Annotated in this window: 18 protein-coding genes; 10 read left to right on the top strand and 8 right to left on the bottom strand. The window is 59.4% G+C overall.

The features are described from left to right. Positions 1 to 61 precede the first annotated feature (61 nt). Together PspS35_RS14280 and PspS35_RS30050 are read left to right on the top strand one after the other, a co-directional pair. On the top strand, positions 62 to 619 hold the full coding sequence (locus PspS35_RS14280; protein ID WP_159935419.1) for a hypothetical protein: 558 nt from the start codon (positions 62 to 64) through the stop codon (positions 617 to 619). Positions 620 to 642: 23 nt separating this feature from the next. After that, positions 643 to 783 carry a hypothetical protein gene (locus PspS35_RS30050; RefSeq protein ID WP_174244811.1) on the top strand — a complete coding sequence of 47 codons (141 nt, stop codon included), beginning with the start codon at positions 643 to 645 and terminating at the stop codon, positions 781 to 783. Here the strand turns inward: PspS35_RS30050 and PspS35_RS14285 are convergent. Then, complete coding sequence (locus PspS35_RS14285) at positions 780 to 2150, bottom strand: hypothetical protein (RefSeq protein WP_159935420.1); 1371 nt, start codon at positions 2148 to 2150, stop codon at positions 780 to 782. The genes PspS35_RS30050 and PspS35_RS14285 overlap by 4 nt on opposite strands. 252 nt (positions 2151 to 2402) lie before the next feature. Here PspS35_RS14285 and PspS35_RS14290 point away from each other — a divergent pair, with 252 nt between their 5' ends. Together PspS35_RS14290 and PspS35_RS30535 are read left to right on the top strand one after the other, a co-directional pair. Further along, positions 2403 to 2615: a hypothetical protein gene (locus PspS35_RS14290; RefSeq protein ID WP_159935421.1), complete on the top strand. Its 213-nt coding sequence runs from the start codon at positions 2403 to 2405 to the stop codon at positions 2613 to 2615. An 11-nt stretch (positions 2616 to 2626) separates the two neighbouring features. Further along, entirely contained in the window at positions 2627 to 2761 is a 135-nt protein-coding gene (locus PspS35_RS30535) for a hypothetical protein (protein WP_275113846.1), read from the top strand. On the opposite strand, the gene PspS35_RS14295 is transcribed toward PspS35_RS30535, so the two are convergent. The 5 genes from PspS35_RS14295 to PspS35_RS14315 all read right to left on the bottom strand — a co-directional run bounded on the left by PspS35_RS14295 (position 2752) and on the right by PspS35_RS14315 (position 7068). Next, positions 2752 to 3099, bottom strand: coding sequence for a helix-turn-helix transcriptional regulator (locus tag PspS35_RS14295; RefSeq protein ID WP_159935422.1), 348 nt, complete (start codon positions 3097 to 3099; stop codon positions 2752 to 2754). The genes PspS35_RS30535 and PspS35_RS14295 overlap by 10 nt on opposite strands. Positions 3100 to 3187: 88 nt before the next feature. Then, complete coding sequence (locus PspS35_RS14300; RefSeq protein WP_159935423.1) at positions 3188 to 4420, bottom strand: EAL domain-containing response regulator; 1233 nt, start codon at positions 4418 to 4420, stop codon at positions 3188 to 3190. A gap of 9 nt (positions 4421 to 4429) precedes the next feature. Beyond that, the gene (locus PspS35_RS14305) at positions 4430 to 4813 is read right to left on the bottom strand and encodes a response regulator (protein ID WP_159935424.1); all 384 of its coding nucleotides are present in this window, start codon (positions 4811 to 4813) and stop codon (positions 4430 to 4432) included. After that, the gene (locus PspS35_RS14310) at positions 4798 to 6156 is read right to left on the bottom strand and encodes an ATP-binding protein (RefSeq protein ID WP_159935425.1); all 1359 of its coding nucleotides are present in this window, start codon (positions 6154 to 6156) and stop codon (positions 4798 to 4800) included. The genes PspS35_RS14305 and PspS35_RS14310 overlap by 16 nt, the downstream gene beginning before the upstream one ends. Positions 6157 to 6405: 249 nt before the next feature. Then, positions 6406 to 7068 (bottom strand): hypothetical protein, encoded by a 663-nt coding sequence (locus PspS35_RS14315; RefSeq protein ID WP_178123090.1) that lies wholly within the window; start codon positions 7066 to 7068, stop codon positions 6406 to 6408. Positions 7069 to 7317: 249 nt separating this feature from the next. On the opposite strand from PspS35_RS14315, the gene PspS35_RS14320 reads away from it, so the two are divergent. From PspS35_RS14320 to xylB, 5 genes are read left to right on the top strand one after another with little or no spacing between them, the layout of a single operon-like run. Continuing rightward, on the top strand, positions 7318 to 8850 hold the full coding sequence (locus tag PspS35_RS14320) for a sugar ABC transporter ATP-binding protein (RefSeq protein ID WP_159935426.1): 1533 nt from the start codon (positions 7318 to 7320) through the stop codon (positions 8848 to 8850). Then, on the top strand, positions 8843 to 9820 hold the full coding sequence (locus PspS35_RS14325; protein ID WP_159935427.1) for a ribose ABC transporter permease: 978 nt from the start codon (positions 8843 to 8845) through the stop codon (positions 9818 to 9820). Before PspS35_RS14320 ends, PspS35_RS14325 begins: the two co-directional genes overlap by 8 nt. A gap of 34 nt (positions 9821 to 9854) precedes the next feature. Beyond that, positions 9855 to 10787, top strand: coding sequence for an ABC transporter substrate-binding protein (locus tag PspS35_RS14330; RefSeq protein WP_159935428.1), 933 nt, complete (start codon positions 9855 to 9857; stop codon positions 10785 to 10787). A gap of 21 nt (positions 10788 to 10808) precedes the next feature. Next, positions 10809 to 11801, top strand: coding sequence for a LacI family DNA-binding transcriptional regulator (locus PspS35_RS14335; RefSeq protein ID WP_159935429.1), 993 nt, complete (start codon positions 10809 to 10811; stop codon positions 11799 to 11801). A 16-nt stretch (positions 11802 to 11817) separates the two neighbouring features. Then, positions 11818 to 13278 (top strand): xylulokinase, encoded by a 1461-nt coding sequence (gene xylB, locus PspS35_RS14340; RefSeq protein WP_159935430.1) that lies wholly within the window; start codon positions 11818 to 11820, stop codon positions 13276 to 13278. A gap of 14 nt (positions 13279 to 13292) precedes the next feature. Here the strand turns inward: xylB and PspS35_RS14345 are convergent, their stop codons facing one another. After that, complete coding sequence (locus PspS35_RS14345) at positions 13293 to 13733, bottom strand: Lrp/AsnC family transcriptional regulator (protein WP_159935431.1); 441 nt, start codon at positions 13731 to 13733, stop codon at positions 13293 to 13295. Positions 13734 to 13842: 109 nt separating this feature from the next. On the opposite strand from PspS35_RS14345, the gene PspS35_RS14350 reads away from it, so the two are divergent. Beyond that, positions 13843 to 14748 (top strand): DMT family transporter, encoded by a 906-nt coding sequence (locus PspS35_RS14350; protein ID WP_159935432.1) that lies wholly within the window; start codon positions 13843 to 13845, stop codon positions 14746 to 14748. On the opposite strand, the gene PspS35_RS14355 is transcribed toward PspS35_RS14350, so the two are convergent. Continuing rightward, on the bottom strand, positions 14726 to 16705 hold the full coding sequence (locus PspS35_RS14355) for a U32 family peptidase (protein WP_159935433.1): 1980 nt from the start codon (positions 16703 to 16705) through the stop codon (positions 14726 to 14728). The genes PspS35_RS14350 and PspS35_RS14355 overlap by 23 nt on opposite strands. Positions 16706 to 16763: the final 58 nt, after the last annotated feature.

Here is a 16763-nt window from a genome sequence, read left to right on the forward strand (position 1 = left end):
ACTTGAACTTCACGCTCGTCACGCTCTTCTAAAAGGTCTTATTCGCCCGTGGAGCACGGTTGTGCCCAGAATCATTTCACCCGACACGCCAGAATCGAGCGTGACCAATCACAGTGATCACAGCGAACACAACGCAAAGATCTTCGGCTCGCCCAAGGACCGCCTCGACTTCTATCGCCGCGAAATCCAGTACGAAACCACCATCCTCGCCAACCGCACGGATGCCTACCTCACTGCACAGTCATTCCTGGTCATCGCGTTTGTATCGGGGATGGGCAACCTGAATCCGGAGTGGGGCAAGCTGTTTACCCTGGTGGTGCCGGTCTTCCTGGCGGCGCTGGGTATTCTCAGCTCGCTCAACGCCTGGCCGGGCATTCGCGCGGCCTACGACATCATCGATCATTGGCACTACAAGCAAAGCGAACTGCTGCGCAGCGAGCCGGTGATGGGTTTGGCTTATGATGAGTCGCCGCTGTTTTCGGAAATGGAGTCGTCCCACAAGGGCTATCGCAAGTCGCTATTGTTTTCGATGCGTGCGCCTTGGTTGTTCATGGTGTTCTGGCTGCTGCTAGGCATGTATGCGTTCTACATCCAAATCGACAATCCCCTAAGGGGCTAATGAGAGGGTGCGAGGAGCAGGTCATGCCAGAACAACCGGAAGAGGCATTGGAAGAGGAACTCAACGACCCAGGTAACGAAGACCCGGGCTCGTTGATGGATGATGCCGAAGTGCCGCTTATCGATCCAGATGAGCCAGCAGATACCAGCCCCAAGCGCGTTTAATGAGTGCTTGCTGGTGGTGGGCCGCTTAGGAACTCACGGATGTGGCCATCCGCTGTGTGTGAACTTATCTTTTCATCCAGCCTCATTGAGGCTTTTATGAGTTCTGGTCGGGGCAGGTTATCCGGCTCATTGGGTGAGAAGAGGACGTGTGTATCCATGCTATGCGGCACGCCCCCCACCACTTTGCGCTCCATTTGCTTTCCTAGAGGGGTTCCCCCCAATCTCTCCGCTTCTAATACGAGCGCTCGGGCCAAAGGATATTTAAATTGCTGCATATCGTAATACGGAACGCTTTTCTTAATTGACAAATATTCCCCTAGTGATTGATCACCACTCGCCATGCCGCAAGATGATAATTTCATGAGGTCGTGAAAAATCGGCTGCGGCACATGCTTTACAACAATGACCTTCACCTCAGAATCACCAGCGCCCAGGAATGTTTTTTGATGAACCATGCCGCGACCGCTATCAGAAAAAGTATAGAGCGAGGCTTTGGAATAAGCTTTGTCACTGACCGCTATAGAGTAATTTGGGTGAAAGATATTTCCAACATCGTCAATGAATCGACGCTTTCTGCTTAGGTTTGGTAAGTTCCGAGCAACAATTAGATAAGTGGTATTTTTTTTGTCGCTGGCGGTCTCGTTCAACGTGTTGCGGATAAATAGATGTGATGCTGTGACTGGGGTATCGGAGCTTATATAGGCCATGTGAAAGTTGCTATTCTTGTCCAGTGACAAATTATAACTGTCCAGAAGTTTTCTGATGTCGTTATCGAACCGTTTTTCAATCAGATCTAAATCTTTCTTTTCGATGGGCAGGTAGCCAATTGCGCCCTCACCAAAGCCAAGGTTATGTGCGCTCACGCCCTCAAACCCCAATTCTTTGAGCGCATTGACCCTGTCAGGCAGTTGCTGGCGGGGGCTCGCTAGCAGGTCCATTTCTTCAATCAGCATGATGTCCTTACGTGGAAAATTATACTGTGTGCATAGGTTATTCATGGTTGTCTTCAGGTCTTCCAACTTCAAAACACCTACTGGCGCAACGATGAATAAAGGGTCTCGCAAATCGCTGAGTTGATGAACGCTCTCGGAAGTGGCGTGATGACGTGCAGCCAGCGCGTTACCTGGACGGTCTGTGTCAATTGGAAGAATGCTGACCCGACAATTTTGCTCCAGGGCGATATTGGCAATTTTGTTCGCTAGCTGGGCATCGCCCCCGCTCCCGTCCGCTAGATCGTAAATAGGATTGATCACGATAAGGTCACGACCGCTGAGGTTTCGTTGCGAGAGGCTGCTTATATTCTGGGATGAAAGAGTTGGATCTATAGGATATGTCTGATTATCAATGACTGTCTTTGTATTTATCATTTGCCGTGCTCTCCTTAAAAGTGCCAATGATTAAGTTTTTTGCCTGAATCACTCAAATGCAAATATTTAACAATGTACTACGCACCTGCCTGCGCAAGTCGTTATTGTTTTCGGTTATGGTGTTCTGGCTGCTGCTAGGCATGTAGGCGTTCTACATCCAGGTCGACAACCCCATCCGATAAGCAATCGGGCGGAACTTCGAGCGACCTCGCGGCGCCTTAATGTCAGGTAGGCCAAGCACAGGTGAGCATCATGAGCACGAACAACGATCCGCAAACCAGCAACCGTAACGACCCGGCGATTGACGGCGGCGAACCGGCACCTGCGACCGGTGCAGATGCGCCGAAAGACCCCAACGCCGAGCGTGACCCAAAAGCCGAGGAGAACACCTACAGCCCCGATTTCGAGCCTGAGCCCGTGCACAAGCCTGAAACCGATGCCGATATCGACACGCAGGGCGGTTAAAGGAGACGGTCATGTCAGATGAAATGGATGAAGCGCTCAACGACCCGGGCAACGAAGACCCAGGTTCGCTGATGGACGATGCCGAAGTACCGCTGATTGATTTGGATGAAACGGCCGACGTCGGCGAAACCGAGGATCAGGATTGATCCGATGCGTCCCGTGACGAGCGGTCGAGGGTGAAGTAGATGTCACCCTCATCCTGCCCGGCTGGCGGCAATTCTTGACCCAGCACGCGGTTATCGATCAGGGTTTGCGCCTGCGCGCGGCTGATAGAGATAACGGTGCTGGGCTTACCCGTGATCACGTACACCACATCCACGCCTTCTGCGGCCAATGCCGCGAGGTAGTCGGCACGGGGCATCTCTTCACCCTGCTCGTATTGACGCTGCTCCCGTGCCGTCACGCCGCCTGCCTGAGCCAGGTATTGCTGGGAGTACCCCAGGCGCTGGCGTTCTTCATGCAACCGCTGGCCTATCTTTTTCATGGCATTTCTCGCGCTACTGATCCTAGCGGTTAGAAGCTGCGGTGCTGTGCGAGATTCAATTTTTTTCTTGCGGTATGTGGAGCGGCGCTCACGCCAACAGCAGCTGCTCCAGCGCTTGCACCGGCAACGGCCGGCTGTAGAGATAACCTTGAATCTGATCACACCCGGCATCCTTCAAGAACGCCAGTTGTTCAGGGGTTTCCACGCCTTCGGCGACTACCCGCAAGCCCAGGCCGTGGGCCAGTTCAATAATCGTGCGGGTGATCGCCGCATCCTGCGGGTTGCTGGTGACTTCACGGATAAACGCGATGTCGATCTTCAAGGTGTCGAGGGGGAAGCGCCGTAGGTAAGCCAGGCTCGAATAGCCAGTGCCAAAGTCGTCGATCGAGATCTTCACGCCCATCGCACGCAGGCGTTGCAGGCTGGCAATGGTGCGCTGGGTGTTTTCCATCAGCGAGCCTTCGGTCAACTCCACTTCCAGCCAATGCGCTTGAACCCCGGTTTTTGCAAGGATTCTCGCGATATCGGCAATCAGGTCGCCTTCAATCAATTGCAGGCCAGAAACGTTCACCGAGACCTCCACCGCCAGGATATCGCGGCGCTGCCACACGGCGATCTGCTCACAAACCCGCTCAATGACCCAGCGCCCGACGCGGACGATCAGGCCCAGGTGTTCCAGGATCGGCACAAACACCGCGGGCGAGACCGCACCATAACCGGGGCGGTCCCAGCGCAGCAGCGCTTCCAAGGCACAGACTTTCCCGCTGGTCACCTCGACCTTGGGCTGATAATGCAGGGTGAACTCATTGCGCTCAACGGCGCCACGCAGGGCTTTTTCCATGTCTTGGCGGGCGAGGTCGTGCACGGTAAACAGGGGGGAAGCATCGGCGTGCAATTGCTGCTCCAGCATCACGCTGTGTTTTTTTAACTCGTCACCATGGGCCTTGAGCCGCAGCAAATTGCGCACTCGCAGCCACAACTCGACGCGCTCTATGGGTTTGCTGATGAACTCCTCAGCGCCAGTTTCCAACCCGCTGACCCGCGCCGTGGCGTCGTTCAAGGCCGAAAGCATGATGATCGGGATGTTCGCCGTGGCCGGGTTGCCCTTGAGCTCGCTGGCCACTTCATAGCCGTCCATGCCCGGCATCATGATGTCCAGCAGGATCAAGTCCGGTGGCTGCTGGGTCACCAAGCGCAACGCTTCTTCGCCGCAGCAGGCGCTCAGGGTCAGGTAACCCTCGTGATGCAGCAGGGTTTCCAACAACTTGCGAACCTGGGGTTCGTCGTCAACGATCAACAATGTTGCAGGTGAGCTGGCCATGGAGAGGACTCATGCGGGAGGTGTAAGGGGCGGGTGCAGCAGGCTGTCGATCTCCTGGTACAGCTCCTTGTAGCGCAGGGGCTTGCTCACATACGCGTCGCATCCGGCCAGCCGGGCTTTTTCCCGATCTTCCTTCATGGCCATGGCGGTGAGGGCGATCACCGGGATATGGGCGGTGTGAGGGGCTTGCTTGAGCAGTTGGGTCGCCGCCAGGCCGTCCATGCCCGGCAATTGAATATCCATCAGGATCAGCGCCGGCTGATGGTCACGGGCCATGGTCAGGCCACTCTCTGCATCGGCGGCCCACAACACGCTGTGGCCGGCGTTGACCAGCAGCAAGCGTGCCAGGCGCATGTTGGCTTCGTTGTCTTCGACAATCAGGATAGTGGCCATGTGGCCTCCGGTTTGTCGCCAGCTCGATGCAGCGGCAGCCACACCACAAAACGTGCGCCGTGGCCTTCGCGGCTGGCCACGGCAACGCTGCCGCCCTGCAGGTCGGTGAGTTGCTTGACCATCGCCAGGCCCAGGCCGGTGCCTTCGAATTTGCGCGCCAGGCTGCTGTCGATCTGGCTGAAGGCCTTGAACAGCTTGCCCATGTCATCCGGGGCGATCCCGATACCGCTGTCGCTCACGCTCAACTCAAGGAATCGCTGGTGCACGCTGGCTTGCAGCGCAAAGCCATGCACCGGCCAATCCCCGGGCACCAACCCCACCTGCTCACGGCCGACCTCACGCACCGCCAGGGTCACGTCGCTGCCGTGGGCGCTGAACTTCACTGCATTGGCCAGCAGGTTGTAGACGATCTGCTTGGTCTTGCGCAGGTCCAGGACCAGCGTGCCCAAGTCATCCTGGCTGTCCAGCTTCAGTTGGATACGCTGCAGGGCGGCCTTTTCGCGCACGATCAGCAGGCTGTTGGCCAACAAACCGGCCAGCTCCACCGGCTCCAACTCCAGGTCCATCATCCCGGCCTCGACCTTGGACAAATCGAGGATGTCGTTGATCAGCGACAGCAAGTGCTGGCCGCTGGTGAAAATATCGCCGATGTATTCGCGCTGGATTTCAGTCATGTCGCCCACCAGTCCGTCCTTCAGCGCCTCGGAAAAGCCGATCACGGCATTCAGCGGCGTGCGCAGTTCGTGGGACATGGTCGCGAGAAACTCGGACTTCATGTGGTTGGCGTGTTCCAGTTCCAGGTTCTTTTCCTCCAGGGCACGCTCAAAGCCTTTGCGCTCGGCTTCTTCCTGTTTGCGTGCGGTATTGTCAGTACCGATCAGCAAGTAGCCGATGATCGTGTCATTGCGATTGCGCAAGGCCGTCACCGAGACCATCGCCGACAGACGACTGCCGTCCTTGCGGATATACGTCAACTCGTAGATGTCCTCAATCCCGCGCGAGGCCTTGAACACCAACGCCTCGAAACCTGGGGTGATGGGCGTATCAAGTTCCTGGCTGAGGGCCGCAGCGCGGGTGATCAACTCGGCGGGGTCGGAGATGTCTGCGGGGGTAATGCGGTTGACCACATCGGCAGCGGCATAACCGAGCATGCGTTCGGCACCGACGTTGAAGATCTGGATCACGCCTTTCTCGTCGGTGGCAATGCTGGAGAAGTAAGCGCTGTTGAAGATCGCGTCTTGCAGCGCGCCGGTCTTTAGCAGGGTTTTCTGGCGCTTGAGTTCGACGATTTTTTCAGCGCGCGATTGCGGTTCGCCGGGGTGTTCGGTTGAGCTTTTATCCATCGCGGTCGTGTTCCGTGAAGTTCAGGCCCGCCATCACCAGTAGGCAAGGGCGCAGAGCATGCTCACAGAAGATCGCGCTGAAGCGATGAGGAGGAGATGAGGTGGTTGGACAATAGCAGAGATTATGGCGCTTTGATGGCTGGCTGTGTCCATTTGGAGAGCTGGGTGTTCATTTGGATTGATTCGGGGTGCTGATGAAGCACCCTCGGAATTGGTATCGATCACCGGCGCGTAGCGGTTGAGGGCGGCTCACTGGGGCCTTTTGGAGTGTCTATACAATCTAATAGCTGCTGACAGCGAACCTCCAGGCAGTGTGCTGCTTGGTATTATGCTAGGGCAATTGCGGCTTGCTCTCCTATGGGCCATGTTGATATCGCACAACTCGTTGCAAATTTGCATGATATTTAGCGGCGCGAGGTAAAGATTGTTGGCAAACCATATGTGCTTAGCAGTTGGTAATTTGTCTAGGGCTCCGCCGGCCTTGAGAACCCGAAAGACAATGGTGGAGCAGTTTTTGCGTAACATTTGAAAATGGGCATCGGGTTTATTCCGTATTTTGAACCATTCGTTTCGCATGTTCGCCACGTCCAGCCCATAAACTCTATAGACCAAGTGGGGCACTTGCCCTTCGGCGATTAAGTCTGATTCCAGGAAAAGTTTGCGCTTTTGCGATTCCGTGTTGAAACCCCTCACGGGGATTGCTGGCCACCAACTCACGTAGTTGGTATTGCGCTTCTCGATATTTTCAATATCAGCGATGCGATGCATAGAACTTTCGTAGTCCTTGTAACGGCATTCTTCGGTCCCATCAATCCTTGGATCGCCGATGTACATGGCGGCGTGGCCGATATTTAGCACGTGCATAGTGTTTACGGGAAGCCAGATAAAAACGACAGCGCTGGAAAAGGACATGAGCTTCTACATTTTTCTGCAGGGGTGAGGGGCGCGCATTCTAGACAGGTTGGTTGCCGTTATTGCTCAACCTCGGGGCATTGGGTTGTAACTAGATCCGTCGGGCGACGCGCACTTTTCGAAAAAACGGCAAGGTGAAACGTTTCTTCAAGCACAAAAATGCCTAAGCAAGCGCTTGCGTATAGAAATGTATCTGAATTAGAGTCGGCCTCGCTCAACCACAAAAATAATAAAACCAGGAGCTCAGCCATGAGCCTTGAACCCTTGCTTGAGATGCAGGGCATCAGCAAAACCTTCAGCGGTTTGCGCGTGCTCAACAGTGTCGGCCTGAAGGTCTACCCCGGCGAAATCCACGCCTTGATGGGGGAGAACGGCGCCGGCAAATCGACGTTGATGAAGATCCTCTCTGGCGCCTATCAGGCCGATCCCGGCGGTGAAATCCGCATTGGCGGCCAAGCTATCGCCACTTTTAACCCCGCCACCGCCAAAGCCCTCGGCATCGCCGTGATCTATCAAGAGCTCAGCCTTTGCCCGAACTTGAGCGTGGCCGAGAACATCTACCTGGGCCGCGAACTGCGCCGGGGCTGGACCATCGACCGCAAGGGCATGCAGGCTGGCTGCGTCGAGGTGCTGCAACGCCTGGGGGCGCAGTTCACACCGGCCACTACGGTGAGCAACCTGTCGATTGCCGAGCGCCAACTGGTGGAAATCGCCCGCGCCTTGCACGGCCACGCCAAGATCCTGGTGATGGACGAACCCACCACGCCGCTGTCGTCCCGCGAGACCGACCGCCTGTTCACGTTGATCAAGCAACTGCGCAGCCAAGGCTTGGCGATCATCTACATCAGCCATCGCATGGCTGAGATCTACGAGCTGTCGGACCGGGTGTCGGTGCTGCGCGACGGCCAGTACATCGGCGAGCTGACCCGCGATGCGTTGTCGGCCGAGGTGTTGGTGAAGATGATGGTGGGCCGTGACCTGTCCGGTTTCTATAAAAAGGAACACGCCGCCTACAACCCCGGCAACGTGGTGATGCGGGTGCGCGACATGGCCGATGGCAAGCGCGTGCGCAATTGCAGCTTTGACCTGCACGCCGGTGAAGTGCTGGGCATCGCGGGGCTGGTGGGGGCAGGGCGCACTGAGCTGGCGCGGCTGATCTTCGCCGCCGACCCACGCACCCGCGGCACGCTGGAAGTGGTGGGCAAGGCTGTCACCCAACTGCGCACGCCGGCGGATGCGATTCGCGCCGGCGTGGTGTACCTCACCGAAGACCGCAAGGCCCAGGGCCTGTTCCTGGACATGAGCGTGGCCGACAACATCAACGTCTGCGCCTGCGTGCCGGATGCCCATGCCGGTGGTGTGCTGGACCGTGGGCACGCGGCGCAGCGCTCCAATGACGCGATCAAATCACTGTCGATTCGCGTGGCGTCGGGCAAGGTCAATGTCGGCGCGTTGTCCGGCGGCAACCAACAGAAGGTGTTGCTGGCGCGGCTGCTGGAGGTCAAGCCCCATGTGCTGATCCTCGATGAGCCTACCCGTGGCGTGGACATCGGCTCCAAGTCCGAGATCTACCGCATCATCAATCAACTGGCCCAGGCCGGCGTGGGCGTTGTAGTGATCTCCAGCGAGCTGCCAGAAATCATCGGCACCTGCGACCGGGTGCTGATCATGCGTGAAGGCCAGTTGGTGGCCGAAGTCGGCGGGGCTTCGGGCCACGCTATTTCCCAGGAACGTATTATTGACCTCGCCACCGGTGGCGATCAGGTGGTTGCCCATGGCTGATTCGATGATTGCAACAACAGGCAAGGCAGAACGCGTGCGCGAACTGATGCGCACGGTCGGCATGCTGCCGGTGCTGATCCTGCTGCTGGTGGGCTTTGCCCTGGCCAGCGAGAACTTCCTGACGGTGCAGAACCTGTCGATCATCACCCAGCAGGCCTCGGTGAATGTGGTGCTGGCGGCGGGCATGACCTTTGTGATCCTCACGGCGGGCATCGACCTGTCGGTGGGCGCGATCCTGGCAGCGTCCGCCGTGGTGGCGTTGCAGGCATCGATGTCGCCGCAGTTCGGCATGTTCGGCATCGCCGCCGGGGTTGGCTTTGGCCTGTTGCTGGGGCTGGTCAACGGTGGGTTGATCGCCTTTATGCGCCTGCCGCCGTTTATCGTCACCCTCGGGGCGCTCACCGCCATGCGCGGTCTGGCGCGGTTGCTGGCGGATGACAAAACCGTGTTCAACCCTGACCTGCCGTTTGCGTTTATCGGCAACGACTCGATCCTCGGCGTGCCGTGGCTGGTGGTGATCGCCGTGGCAGTGGTTGTGCTGTCGTGGTTCATCCTGCGCCGCACCGTGATGGGCGTGCAGATTTATTCGGTAGGCGGCAATCCAGAGGCGGCGCGGCTGTCCGGGATCAAAGTGTGGAAGGTGCTGCTGTTTGTCTACGCCATGTCCGGAGCGTTGGCCGGGCTGGGTGCCGTGATGAGCGCCTCGCGCCTGTTTGCCGCCAACGGCCTGCAACTCGGGCAATCCTATGAGCTGGATGCGATTGCGGCGGTGATCCTCGGCGGCACCAGCTTTACCGGCGGCGTGGGCACCATTGGTGGCACGCTGATCGGTGCACTGATTATCGCGGTGCTGACCAACGGCCTGGTGCTGCTGGGGGTGTCGGACATCTGGCAGTACATCATAAAGGGCATCGTGATCATTGGCGCCGTGGCGCTGGATCGTTATCGCCAGTCCGGTGCGCGAACCTGATTTCACTCATACAACAATCACAAGAGAGACTCCCATGAAGCTTAAGCACCTGTTTCCCGTCGTTGCCCTGGCCGCCCTCATGTCACAAGCCGTCGAGGCCCGAGAACTCAAAGCCCTCGGCATCAGCATGGGCTCGCTGGGCAACCCGTACTTCGTGACCCTTGCCGACGGCGCCACCGCCCGTGCCAAGGCGCTGAACCCCAACGTCAAGGTCACTTCAGTGTCCGCCGACTATGACCTGAGCAAACAGTTCTCGCAGATCGATAACTTCATCTCGTCCAAGGTCGACCTGATCCTGATCAACGCCGTCGACCCGTCCGCGATGGCCTCGGCGATCAAGAAAGCCCGTGACGCCGGGATCGTCGTGGTCGCAGTGGACGTTGACGCCAAGGGCGTCAACGCCACCGTGCAGACCGACAACGTCGAAGCCGGCAAGCTGGCTTGCCAGTACCTGGTGGACAAACTCTCGGGCAAAGGCAATGTGATCATCCAGAACGGGCCGCAAGTCACCGCTGTGACCGACCGCGTCAAAGGTTGCAAGGCTGCACTGGCCACTGCGCCGCAAATCAAGGTGCTATCCGACGACCAGGACGGCAAAGGCTCACGCGAGGGTGGTCTTAACGTGATGCAGGGCTACCTCACGCGCTTTGCGAAGATCGACGGCCTGTTCGCGATCAACGACCCGCAAGCCATCGGCAGCGACCTGGCAGCCAAGCAGCTCAAGCGCAGCGGCATCATCATCACCTCGGTGGACGGCGCACCGGACATCGAGAACGCCCTGAAGACCGACACCCAGATCCAGGCCTCCGCCAGCCAGGACCCGTGGGCGATGGCCCAGGCTGCTGTGAACGTGGGTAACGATATTCTCAATGACAAAGCCCCGGCTGAAGCAGTTACCCTGCTCACCCCCAAACTCATCACCCGCGACAACGTTGGTACGTACAGCGGATGGTCGAGCAAACACTGATCGATTGAAAGGAACAACGCCATGGTCACCATGGATGACGTGGCAAGCAGGGCCGGGGTGTCGACCTCAACCGTGTCCCACGTATTGAACGGCACCCGCAAGGTCAGCCCGGCCACGGTGCAGGCGGTGCAGCGGGCGATCCAGGCGTTGGGGTATATCCCCAACACCCTGGCGCGCTCCCTGGCCCGTTCCAGCACCAATACCATTGGTGTGGCGATCTCGGCGCTGTCCAACCATTACTTCAGCGAAACCGTGCACGCGATTGAAACCGAGTGCGCCAAGCACGGCTACATGATGCTGTTTGTCGATACCCATGATGACCCGGAGCAGGAGCTGCGGGTGGTCACCGCGCTGCATCATCGGCGGGTCGACGGGATTGTGTTGGCGCCGTCCAACGGCTCGATGGCCCTGGAGTATCTGCAGGCGAACGAGATTCCAGCGGTGTTGGTGGATCGGATGATGAACGCGCAATTCGATCAGGTCGGGGTGGAGAATGCCCAGCCTACCGAAGCCCTGATTGAACACCTGATTGGTCATGGGCATCGGCGGATCGGTTTTATCGCTGGGCGCAGTGGGTTCAGCACCACGGATGAACGCGTGGCGGGATACAAGGCCGCCCTGCACAAAGCAGGGTTGGTGTTCGATCCGCAGTTGCTGGTCAACGGCGGCTCCAACACGGAGCCGGCACGCGAGGCCACGGTGCAGTTGCTGGCCTTGGCTGCGCCGCCCACAGCGATCATGGCCGGCAATAACCTGATGACCCTCGGTGCCATGCAGGCGCTGCGCGACGCGCAGATCGAGGTACCGGCGCAGATGGCCCTGGTCGGATTCGATGATTTCGACTGGGCGGATTTCTTCGTGCCGCGCCTGAGCCTGATCGCACAGCCGGTCAAGGCCCTCGGCGCACGCGCAGTCGACTTGTTGCTGCAACGCATGGCGTCCCCCGGCGCTGCGCCCCAGAGCGTGCGGCTTGCACCGACCGTCAAATTACGTAACTCCTGTGGCTGTCATTGATGGGAATAACGCACGTATGAACAGTCCTGTTTCCCTCGGCATCGACCTCGGCACGTCTGAGCTCAAAGCCATCCTCATGGACACCAGCGGTGCGGTGCTGGCCCATGCCGGCGTGCGCTTGAGTGTGTCGCGACGCCACAGCGGCTGGTCCGAGCAGGCGCCGCAAGACTGGTGGCAGGCCTGTCTGCAGGCCTTGGCGCAATTGAGCCAGCACCAGGCGTTTGCCCGTGTGGCCTGTATCGGGTTGTCCGGGCAGATGCACGGCGCGGTGTTACTGGGGGATGACAACCGCGTGTTGTACCCGGCAATCCTGTGGGACGACTCCCGCGCCGTGGCCGAAGCCGAACAACTGGGGCCGGCCTTTGCCGACGTCACTGGCAGTTTGCCGATGGCCGGGCTGACTGCACCGAAGTTGTTGTGGCTGCAACGGCACGAACCTGACGTGTTCAAGGCCATTGATTGTGTGCTGTCGCCCAAGGACTACCTGCGTTTGCGCCTCAGTGGTGAACGCGTCAGCGATATGTCGGACGCTGCGGGCACACTGTGGCTGGATGTGGCGCAACGCGAGTGGTTCACCCCGATGCTGCGCGCAACAGGCCTGAGGCCCGCACAAATGCCCCGGTTGGTGGAGGGCGTCGCCGCGAGTGCCTGCGTCACCCTGAGCGGGCTGGGTTTGCCGTTGGGTGCAGTGATTGCCGGTGGCGGGGGGGATAACCCGGTTGCTGCCGTTGGCATGGGGGCGATCAACGCGGGGGATGCCTTTATCACCCTCGGCACCAGCGCGGCGATTGTCGCGATTACCGATCACGCCGCCGGCCAACCCAGCAGCGCCGTACACAGCTTCTGCCACGCGCTGCCCGAGCGCTGGTACACCATGGGCGCCATGCTCGCCGGCGCCAGTTGCCTGCGCTGGGTCACACGGCTGACAGGCACGGCGGATGAGCAAGCGTTGCTCGATCAGGTACAGGCGCAGTTACCGATCACGCAGGCGGTGGCGCTGAACACGCCGCTGTTTTTGCCGTACCTGGCGGGAGAACGCACGCCCCATAACGACCCCTTGTTGCGCGGCGGGTTTATGAACCTGGGGCATGACTGCACGCCGGCCATGCTCGGTTATGCGGTGATGGAGGGCGTGGGTTTTGGCTTGCTGGATGCCTTGCGCGCCGTGCAATCGGCCGGTGCCCGCGTCGACGCCTGCGCCCTGGTGGGCGGTGGTGCACGCAGCGAGTATTGGGCGCAGTTGTTGGCCAATATCCTCCAACGGGAAATTTATACCCTGCACGGCAGCGAGTTGAGCGCGTGTATTGGCGCGGCGAAGCTGGGCTTCTTGGCGATGGGGCAGGGGGCGCAGTTGCTGGCGCAGGGCATGCCGGTCAAGGCCCGCTACCTACCCAACATGGCGCAACGATCGGTGCTGGAGGCGCGGTATGCTCAGTTCCGCGGCTTGCTCAGCGCGGCGAAAACAGTGCGTGGCTGACGGCGGCGAGCGGGTCAGCCCGCCAATGGCGGCAAACGCCGTTTCACCGGGGTTTTCTTGACGATGGCCGTGTTGGTTTCGGCGTAGACGTTGACGCGGTCAAGCAAGCTGTCGAGGTGGTCCATAGTGCGCACATGCAGGCGGGCGATAAAGCAGTCGTCGCCCGTCACCTTGTCGCACTCGGTGAACTCGGGGATCGACTGGATCTGACGCTCCACCTCCTGTAGTTGGCCGGGCAGGGGGCGGATGCGCACGATGGCTTGCAACAGGTAGCCAAAGTGTTTGGGGTCGATGTCGACGGTGTAATGGGTCAGCACACCACGCTCCTCAAGGCGGCGCAGGCGTTCGCCGACGCTGGGCGAGGACAACCCGGTAATGCCCGACAGCGCCTTGAGGGACAAGCGCGAGTCATCCATCAGGGCCGCAATCAGTTGCTGGTCGATTGTGTCGATCATGTCATTCGCCTAATAAGTAAAGGTGATCTGGGTATTTGGCCTTATTTAGTCACTGGAGGCGCTCTCTAGCAGATTGCCATAATTGAGCCTCACTTGAGGAGCTTCAATCATGGACTCATCCATTCGTCGCGGTTCGTGGGAAATGATCGCCGCCATGCTCATCTCGGGCACCATTGGCTGGTTTGTGCTGGTGTCGGGCGTGTCGGTGCTCGAAGTGGTGTTCTGGCGCTGTGTGATCGGTGGGCTGACGCTGTTGCTGGTGTGTGCGGTGCTGGGGTATCTGCGCCTGGACCTGCTCAGTTGGGCCAAGCTGGGGCTGGCGATGCTCAGTGGCGTGGCCATCGTCGGCAACTGGCTGCTGCTGTTCGAATCTTATTCGCGCGCCTCCATTGCCATCAGCACGGCGGTGTACAACGTGCAGCCGTTCATATTGGTGATGCTGGCGGCGTTGTTCCTGGGTGAAAAAATCACCGTGCAGAAGCTGGCGTGGCTGGGTGTGGCGTTCCTGGGGATGCTGGCAATCGTCACGGCCCATGGCGATCAACAAAGCAGTGGCGGGGATTATCTGGCGGGTATCGCGTTGGCGTTGGGTGCCGCGTTTTTGTATGCAGTCGCGGCGTTGATCATCAAGCGTTTAAAGGACGTGCCGGCGCATTTGATGGCGTTGATTCAGGTGATCACCGGTGCGTTGCTGCTGGCGCCGCTGGTGCCCTGGAACAGCCTGCCGATGGCAAGTAGTGCCTGGCCGGCTTTGGTGATGCTCGGCGTTGTGCATACCGGGTTGATGTATGTGTTGCTGTACGGCGCGATCCAGAAGCTGCCGACGGCCATGACCGGCGCGCTGTCGTTTATCTACCCGATAGCGGCGATCTTCGTCGACTGGGTTGCCTTCGGACATCGTCTCGGCTGGCTGCAATGGCTCGGTGTGGCGGCGATTCTGCTGGCGGCTGCCGGGTTGCAGCGGGGCTGGTGGTGGCCCCGCTCCCCGCAGGTTAGTGCGTGCCCTGAAAGATGATCTTATCCGGGTTGAAATGCTCCACGACACTGCCCGGCTGCGGCAAGCCAAGGATATGCCCCTTGATCTTGCCCACCACGTGCATCTCGCACGGTTTGCAGTCGAACTTGAGCGTCAGCACTTCGTCGCCATGGATCAACTGCATCGGCGCGACCTTGGTTTTCACGCCGGTTACACCCTTGGCCTGTTTAGGGCACAGGTTGAACGAGAAGCGCAGGCAGTGCTTGGTGATCATCACCGGCACTTCGCCCGTTTCTTCATGGGCTTCAAAGGCCGCGTCGATCATCTGGACGCCGTGACGGTGGTAGAAGTCGCGGGCCTTCTGGTTGTAGACGTTGGCCAGGAACGACAGGTGGGCGTCCGGGTATACCGGCGGCGGCGTGGTTTCGGCCTTGCGTGCACCACGGGGGTGAGCGGCGACGCGGGCAGCGGTCAGCGCTTCGATCACTTCGCGGCGCAACGCCTTGAGCTGCGAGTTGGGAATGAAGAACGCCTGCGGCGCATCCAGCGTGATGTTCGTCGCGTGATATTCGGTAGTGCCGAGTTGGCCGAGCAGGTCGCGCAGGGTCTCCAGCGCTTGCTCAGGCTTGTTGGCCACGCCGAACGGGCCGTGCAGGGTGACGCCCGTGCTGATGCCTTCCTCGCTGGTGGCGGTGATGTCGAGCTGGTTTTCACGTAGGTGCGCGACCCATGACAGGCCGATACGGCGCTCGGACGAGGTCTTGAGCAGCGCCTGTTGCCAGTTGTGATCGAGGTTGCGGTTCAGCGGATGGTGCGGACGCAGTTGGTGCAGGCCGGCCGGCATTTCATTCGGCTCGACGCGGTAGCGGTAGCGTTTCTGGCCGTCTTCCTCGAACTCGCCCTTGGGTTCGGCGATGTTGGCGCGAAAACCCACCACTTCGCGCTTGATCAGCACGTTCAGGCCATCGCCATTGGACAACGGCTCATGGGTGACCACTTGCAGGTCACGCTTGCCGGCTTTCTCCACGGTACCCACCGGCAGGCCGGTGAAGGTTGGCGTGTCGAAGGCGCCGATGTCGATCTTGCGGTCGCTGACGAAATAGTCGGTGCTGCCACGGTGGAAGGTTTTTTCCGGATCGGGCATGAAGAAGTGCACGGTACGGCCGCTGGAAGCGCGGGCCAGGTCCGGGCGGTCTTCGAGGACATCGTCGAGGCGCTGGCGGTAATAGGCGGTGATGTTCTTCACATAGCCCATGTCCTTGTAGCGGCCTTCGATCTTGAACGAACGCACGCCGGCTTCGACCAGAGCGCGGATGTTGGCGCTCTGGTTGTTGTCTTTCATCGACAGCAGGTGCTTTTCAAAGGCCACGACGCGGCCCTGGTCGTCCTTCAAGGTGTACGGCAGGCGGCAGGCCTGGGAGCAATCGCCACGGTTGGCGCTGCGGCCATTTTGCGCGTGGGAGATATTGCACTGCCCGGAGAACGCCACGCACAGGGCGCCGTGGATAAAGAACTCGACGGCCGCATCGGTCTCGTCGGCGATAGCGCGGATTTCTTGCAGGTTCAGCTCGCGGGCCAAGACCAACTGCGAGAAACCGGCCTGGTCGAGAAACTTGGCACGGGCCAGGGTGCGGATATCGGTCTGGGTGCTGGCGTGCAGCTCGATGGGCGGGATATCCAGCTCCATCACGCCGAGGTCTTGCACGATCAACGCGTCCACGCCGGCGTCGTAGAGCTGATGGATCAGCTTGCGCGCGGGTTCCAGTTCGTTGTCATGCAAGATGGTGTTGATGGTGGTGAACACGCGTGCGTGGTAACGGCGGGCGAACTCCACCAATTGAGCGATATCGCTCACATCGTTACAGGCGTTGTGGCGGGCGCCGAAACTCGGGCCGCCGATGTAGATGGCGTCGGCGCCATGCAGGATGGCCTCGCGCGCGATGGCGACATCGCGGGCAGGGCTGAGCAATTCCAGGTGATTCTTGGGCAAGGACATAGTTTTTTTAGTCAGGCTTGTCACGGTTGAGGTGCGCATTGTAGCCGTGAAATGCCTG

It is taken from the genome of Pseudomonas sp. S35, from assembly GCF_009866765.1.
In the GTDB taxonomy this organism is placed as follows: Bacteria; Pseudomonadota; Gammaproteobacteria; order Pseudomonadales; family Pseudomonadaceae; genus Aquipseudomonas.

Excerpts from the sequence above, each read along its gene's own strand:
- PspS35_RS14290 (WP_159935421.1), top strand. The coding sequence starts at position 2,403 with ATGAGCACGAACAACGATCCGCAAACCAGCAACCGTAACGACCCGGCG.
- PspS35_RS14320 (WP_159935426.1), top strand. The coding sequence starts at position 7,318 with ATGAGCCTTGAACCCTTGCTTGAGATGCAGGGCATCAGCAAAACCTTC.
- PspS35_RS14285 (WP_159935420.1), bottom strand. The coding sequence starts at position 2,150 with ATGATAAATACAAAGACAGTCATTGATAATCAGACATATCCTATAGAT.
- xylB (WP_159935430.1), top strand. The coding sequence starts at position 11,818 with ATGAACAGTCCTGTTTCCCTCGGCATCGACCTCGGCACGTCTGAGCTC.
- PspS35_RS14315 (WP_178123090.1), bottom strand. The coding sequence starts at position 7,068 with ATGTCCTTTTCCAGCGCTGTCGTTTTTATCTGGCTTCCCGTAAACACT.
- PspS35_RS14325 (WP_159935427.1), top strand. The coding sequence starts at position 8,843 with ATGGCTGATTCGATGATTGCAACAACAGGCAAGGCAGAACGCGTGCGC.
- PspS35_RS30535 (WP_275113846.1), top strand. The coding sequence starts at position 2,627 with ATGTCAGATGAAATGGATGAAGCGCTCAACGACCCGGGCAACGAAGAC.
- PspS35_RS14305 (WP_159935424.1), bottom strand. The coding sequence starts at position 4,813 with ATGGCCACTATCCTGATTGTCGAAGACAACGAAGCCAACATGCGCCTG.
- PspS35_RS14310 (WP_159935425.1), bottom strand. The coding sequence starts at position 6,156 with ATGGATAAAAGCTCAACCGAACACCCCGGCGAACCGCAATCGCGCGCT.
- PspS35_RS14355 (WP_159935433.1), bottom strand. The coding sequence starts at position 16,705 with ATGTCCTTGCCCAAGAATCACCTGGAATTGCTCAGCCCTGCCCGCGAT.
- PspS35_RS14300 (WP_159935423.1), bottom strand. The coding sequence starts at position 4,420 with ATGGCCAGCTCACCTGCAACATTGTTGATCGTTGACGACGAACCCCAG.
- PspS35_RS14350 (WP_159935432.1), top strand. The coding sequence starts at position 13,843 with ATGGACTCATCCATTCGTCGCGGTTCGTGGGAAATGATCGCCGCCATG.
- PspS35_RS30050 (WP_174244811.1), top strand. The coding sequence starts at position 643 with ATGCCAGAACAACCGGAAGAGGCATTGGAAGAGGAACTCAACGACCCA.
- PspS35_RS14330 (WP_159935428.1), top strand. The coding sequence starts at position 9,855 with ATGAAGCTTAAGCACCTGTTTCCCGTCGTTGCCCTGGCCGCCCTCATG.
- PspS35_RS14335 (WP_159935429.1), top strand. The coding sequence starts at position 10,809 with ATGGTCACCATGGATGACGTGGCAAGCAGGGCCGGGGTGTCGACCTCA.
- PspS35_RS14345 (WP_159935431.1), bottom strand. The coding sequence starts at position 13,733 with ATGATCGACACAATCGACCAGCAACTGATTGCGGCCCTGATGGATGAC.
- PspS35_RS14295 (WP_159935422.1), bottom strand. The coding sequence starts at position 3,099 with ATGAAAAAGATAGGCCAGCGGTTGCATGAAGAACGCCAGCGCCTGGGG.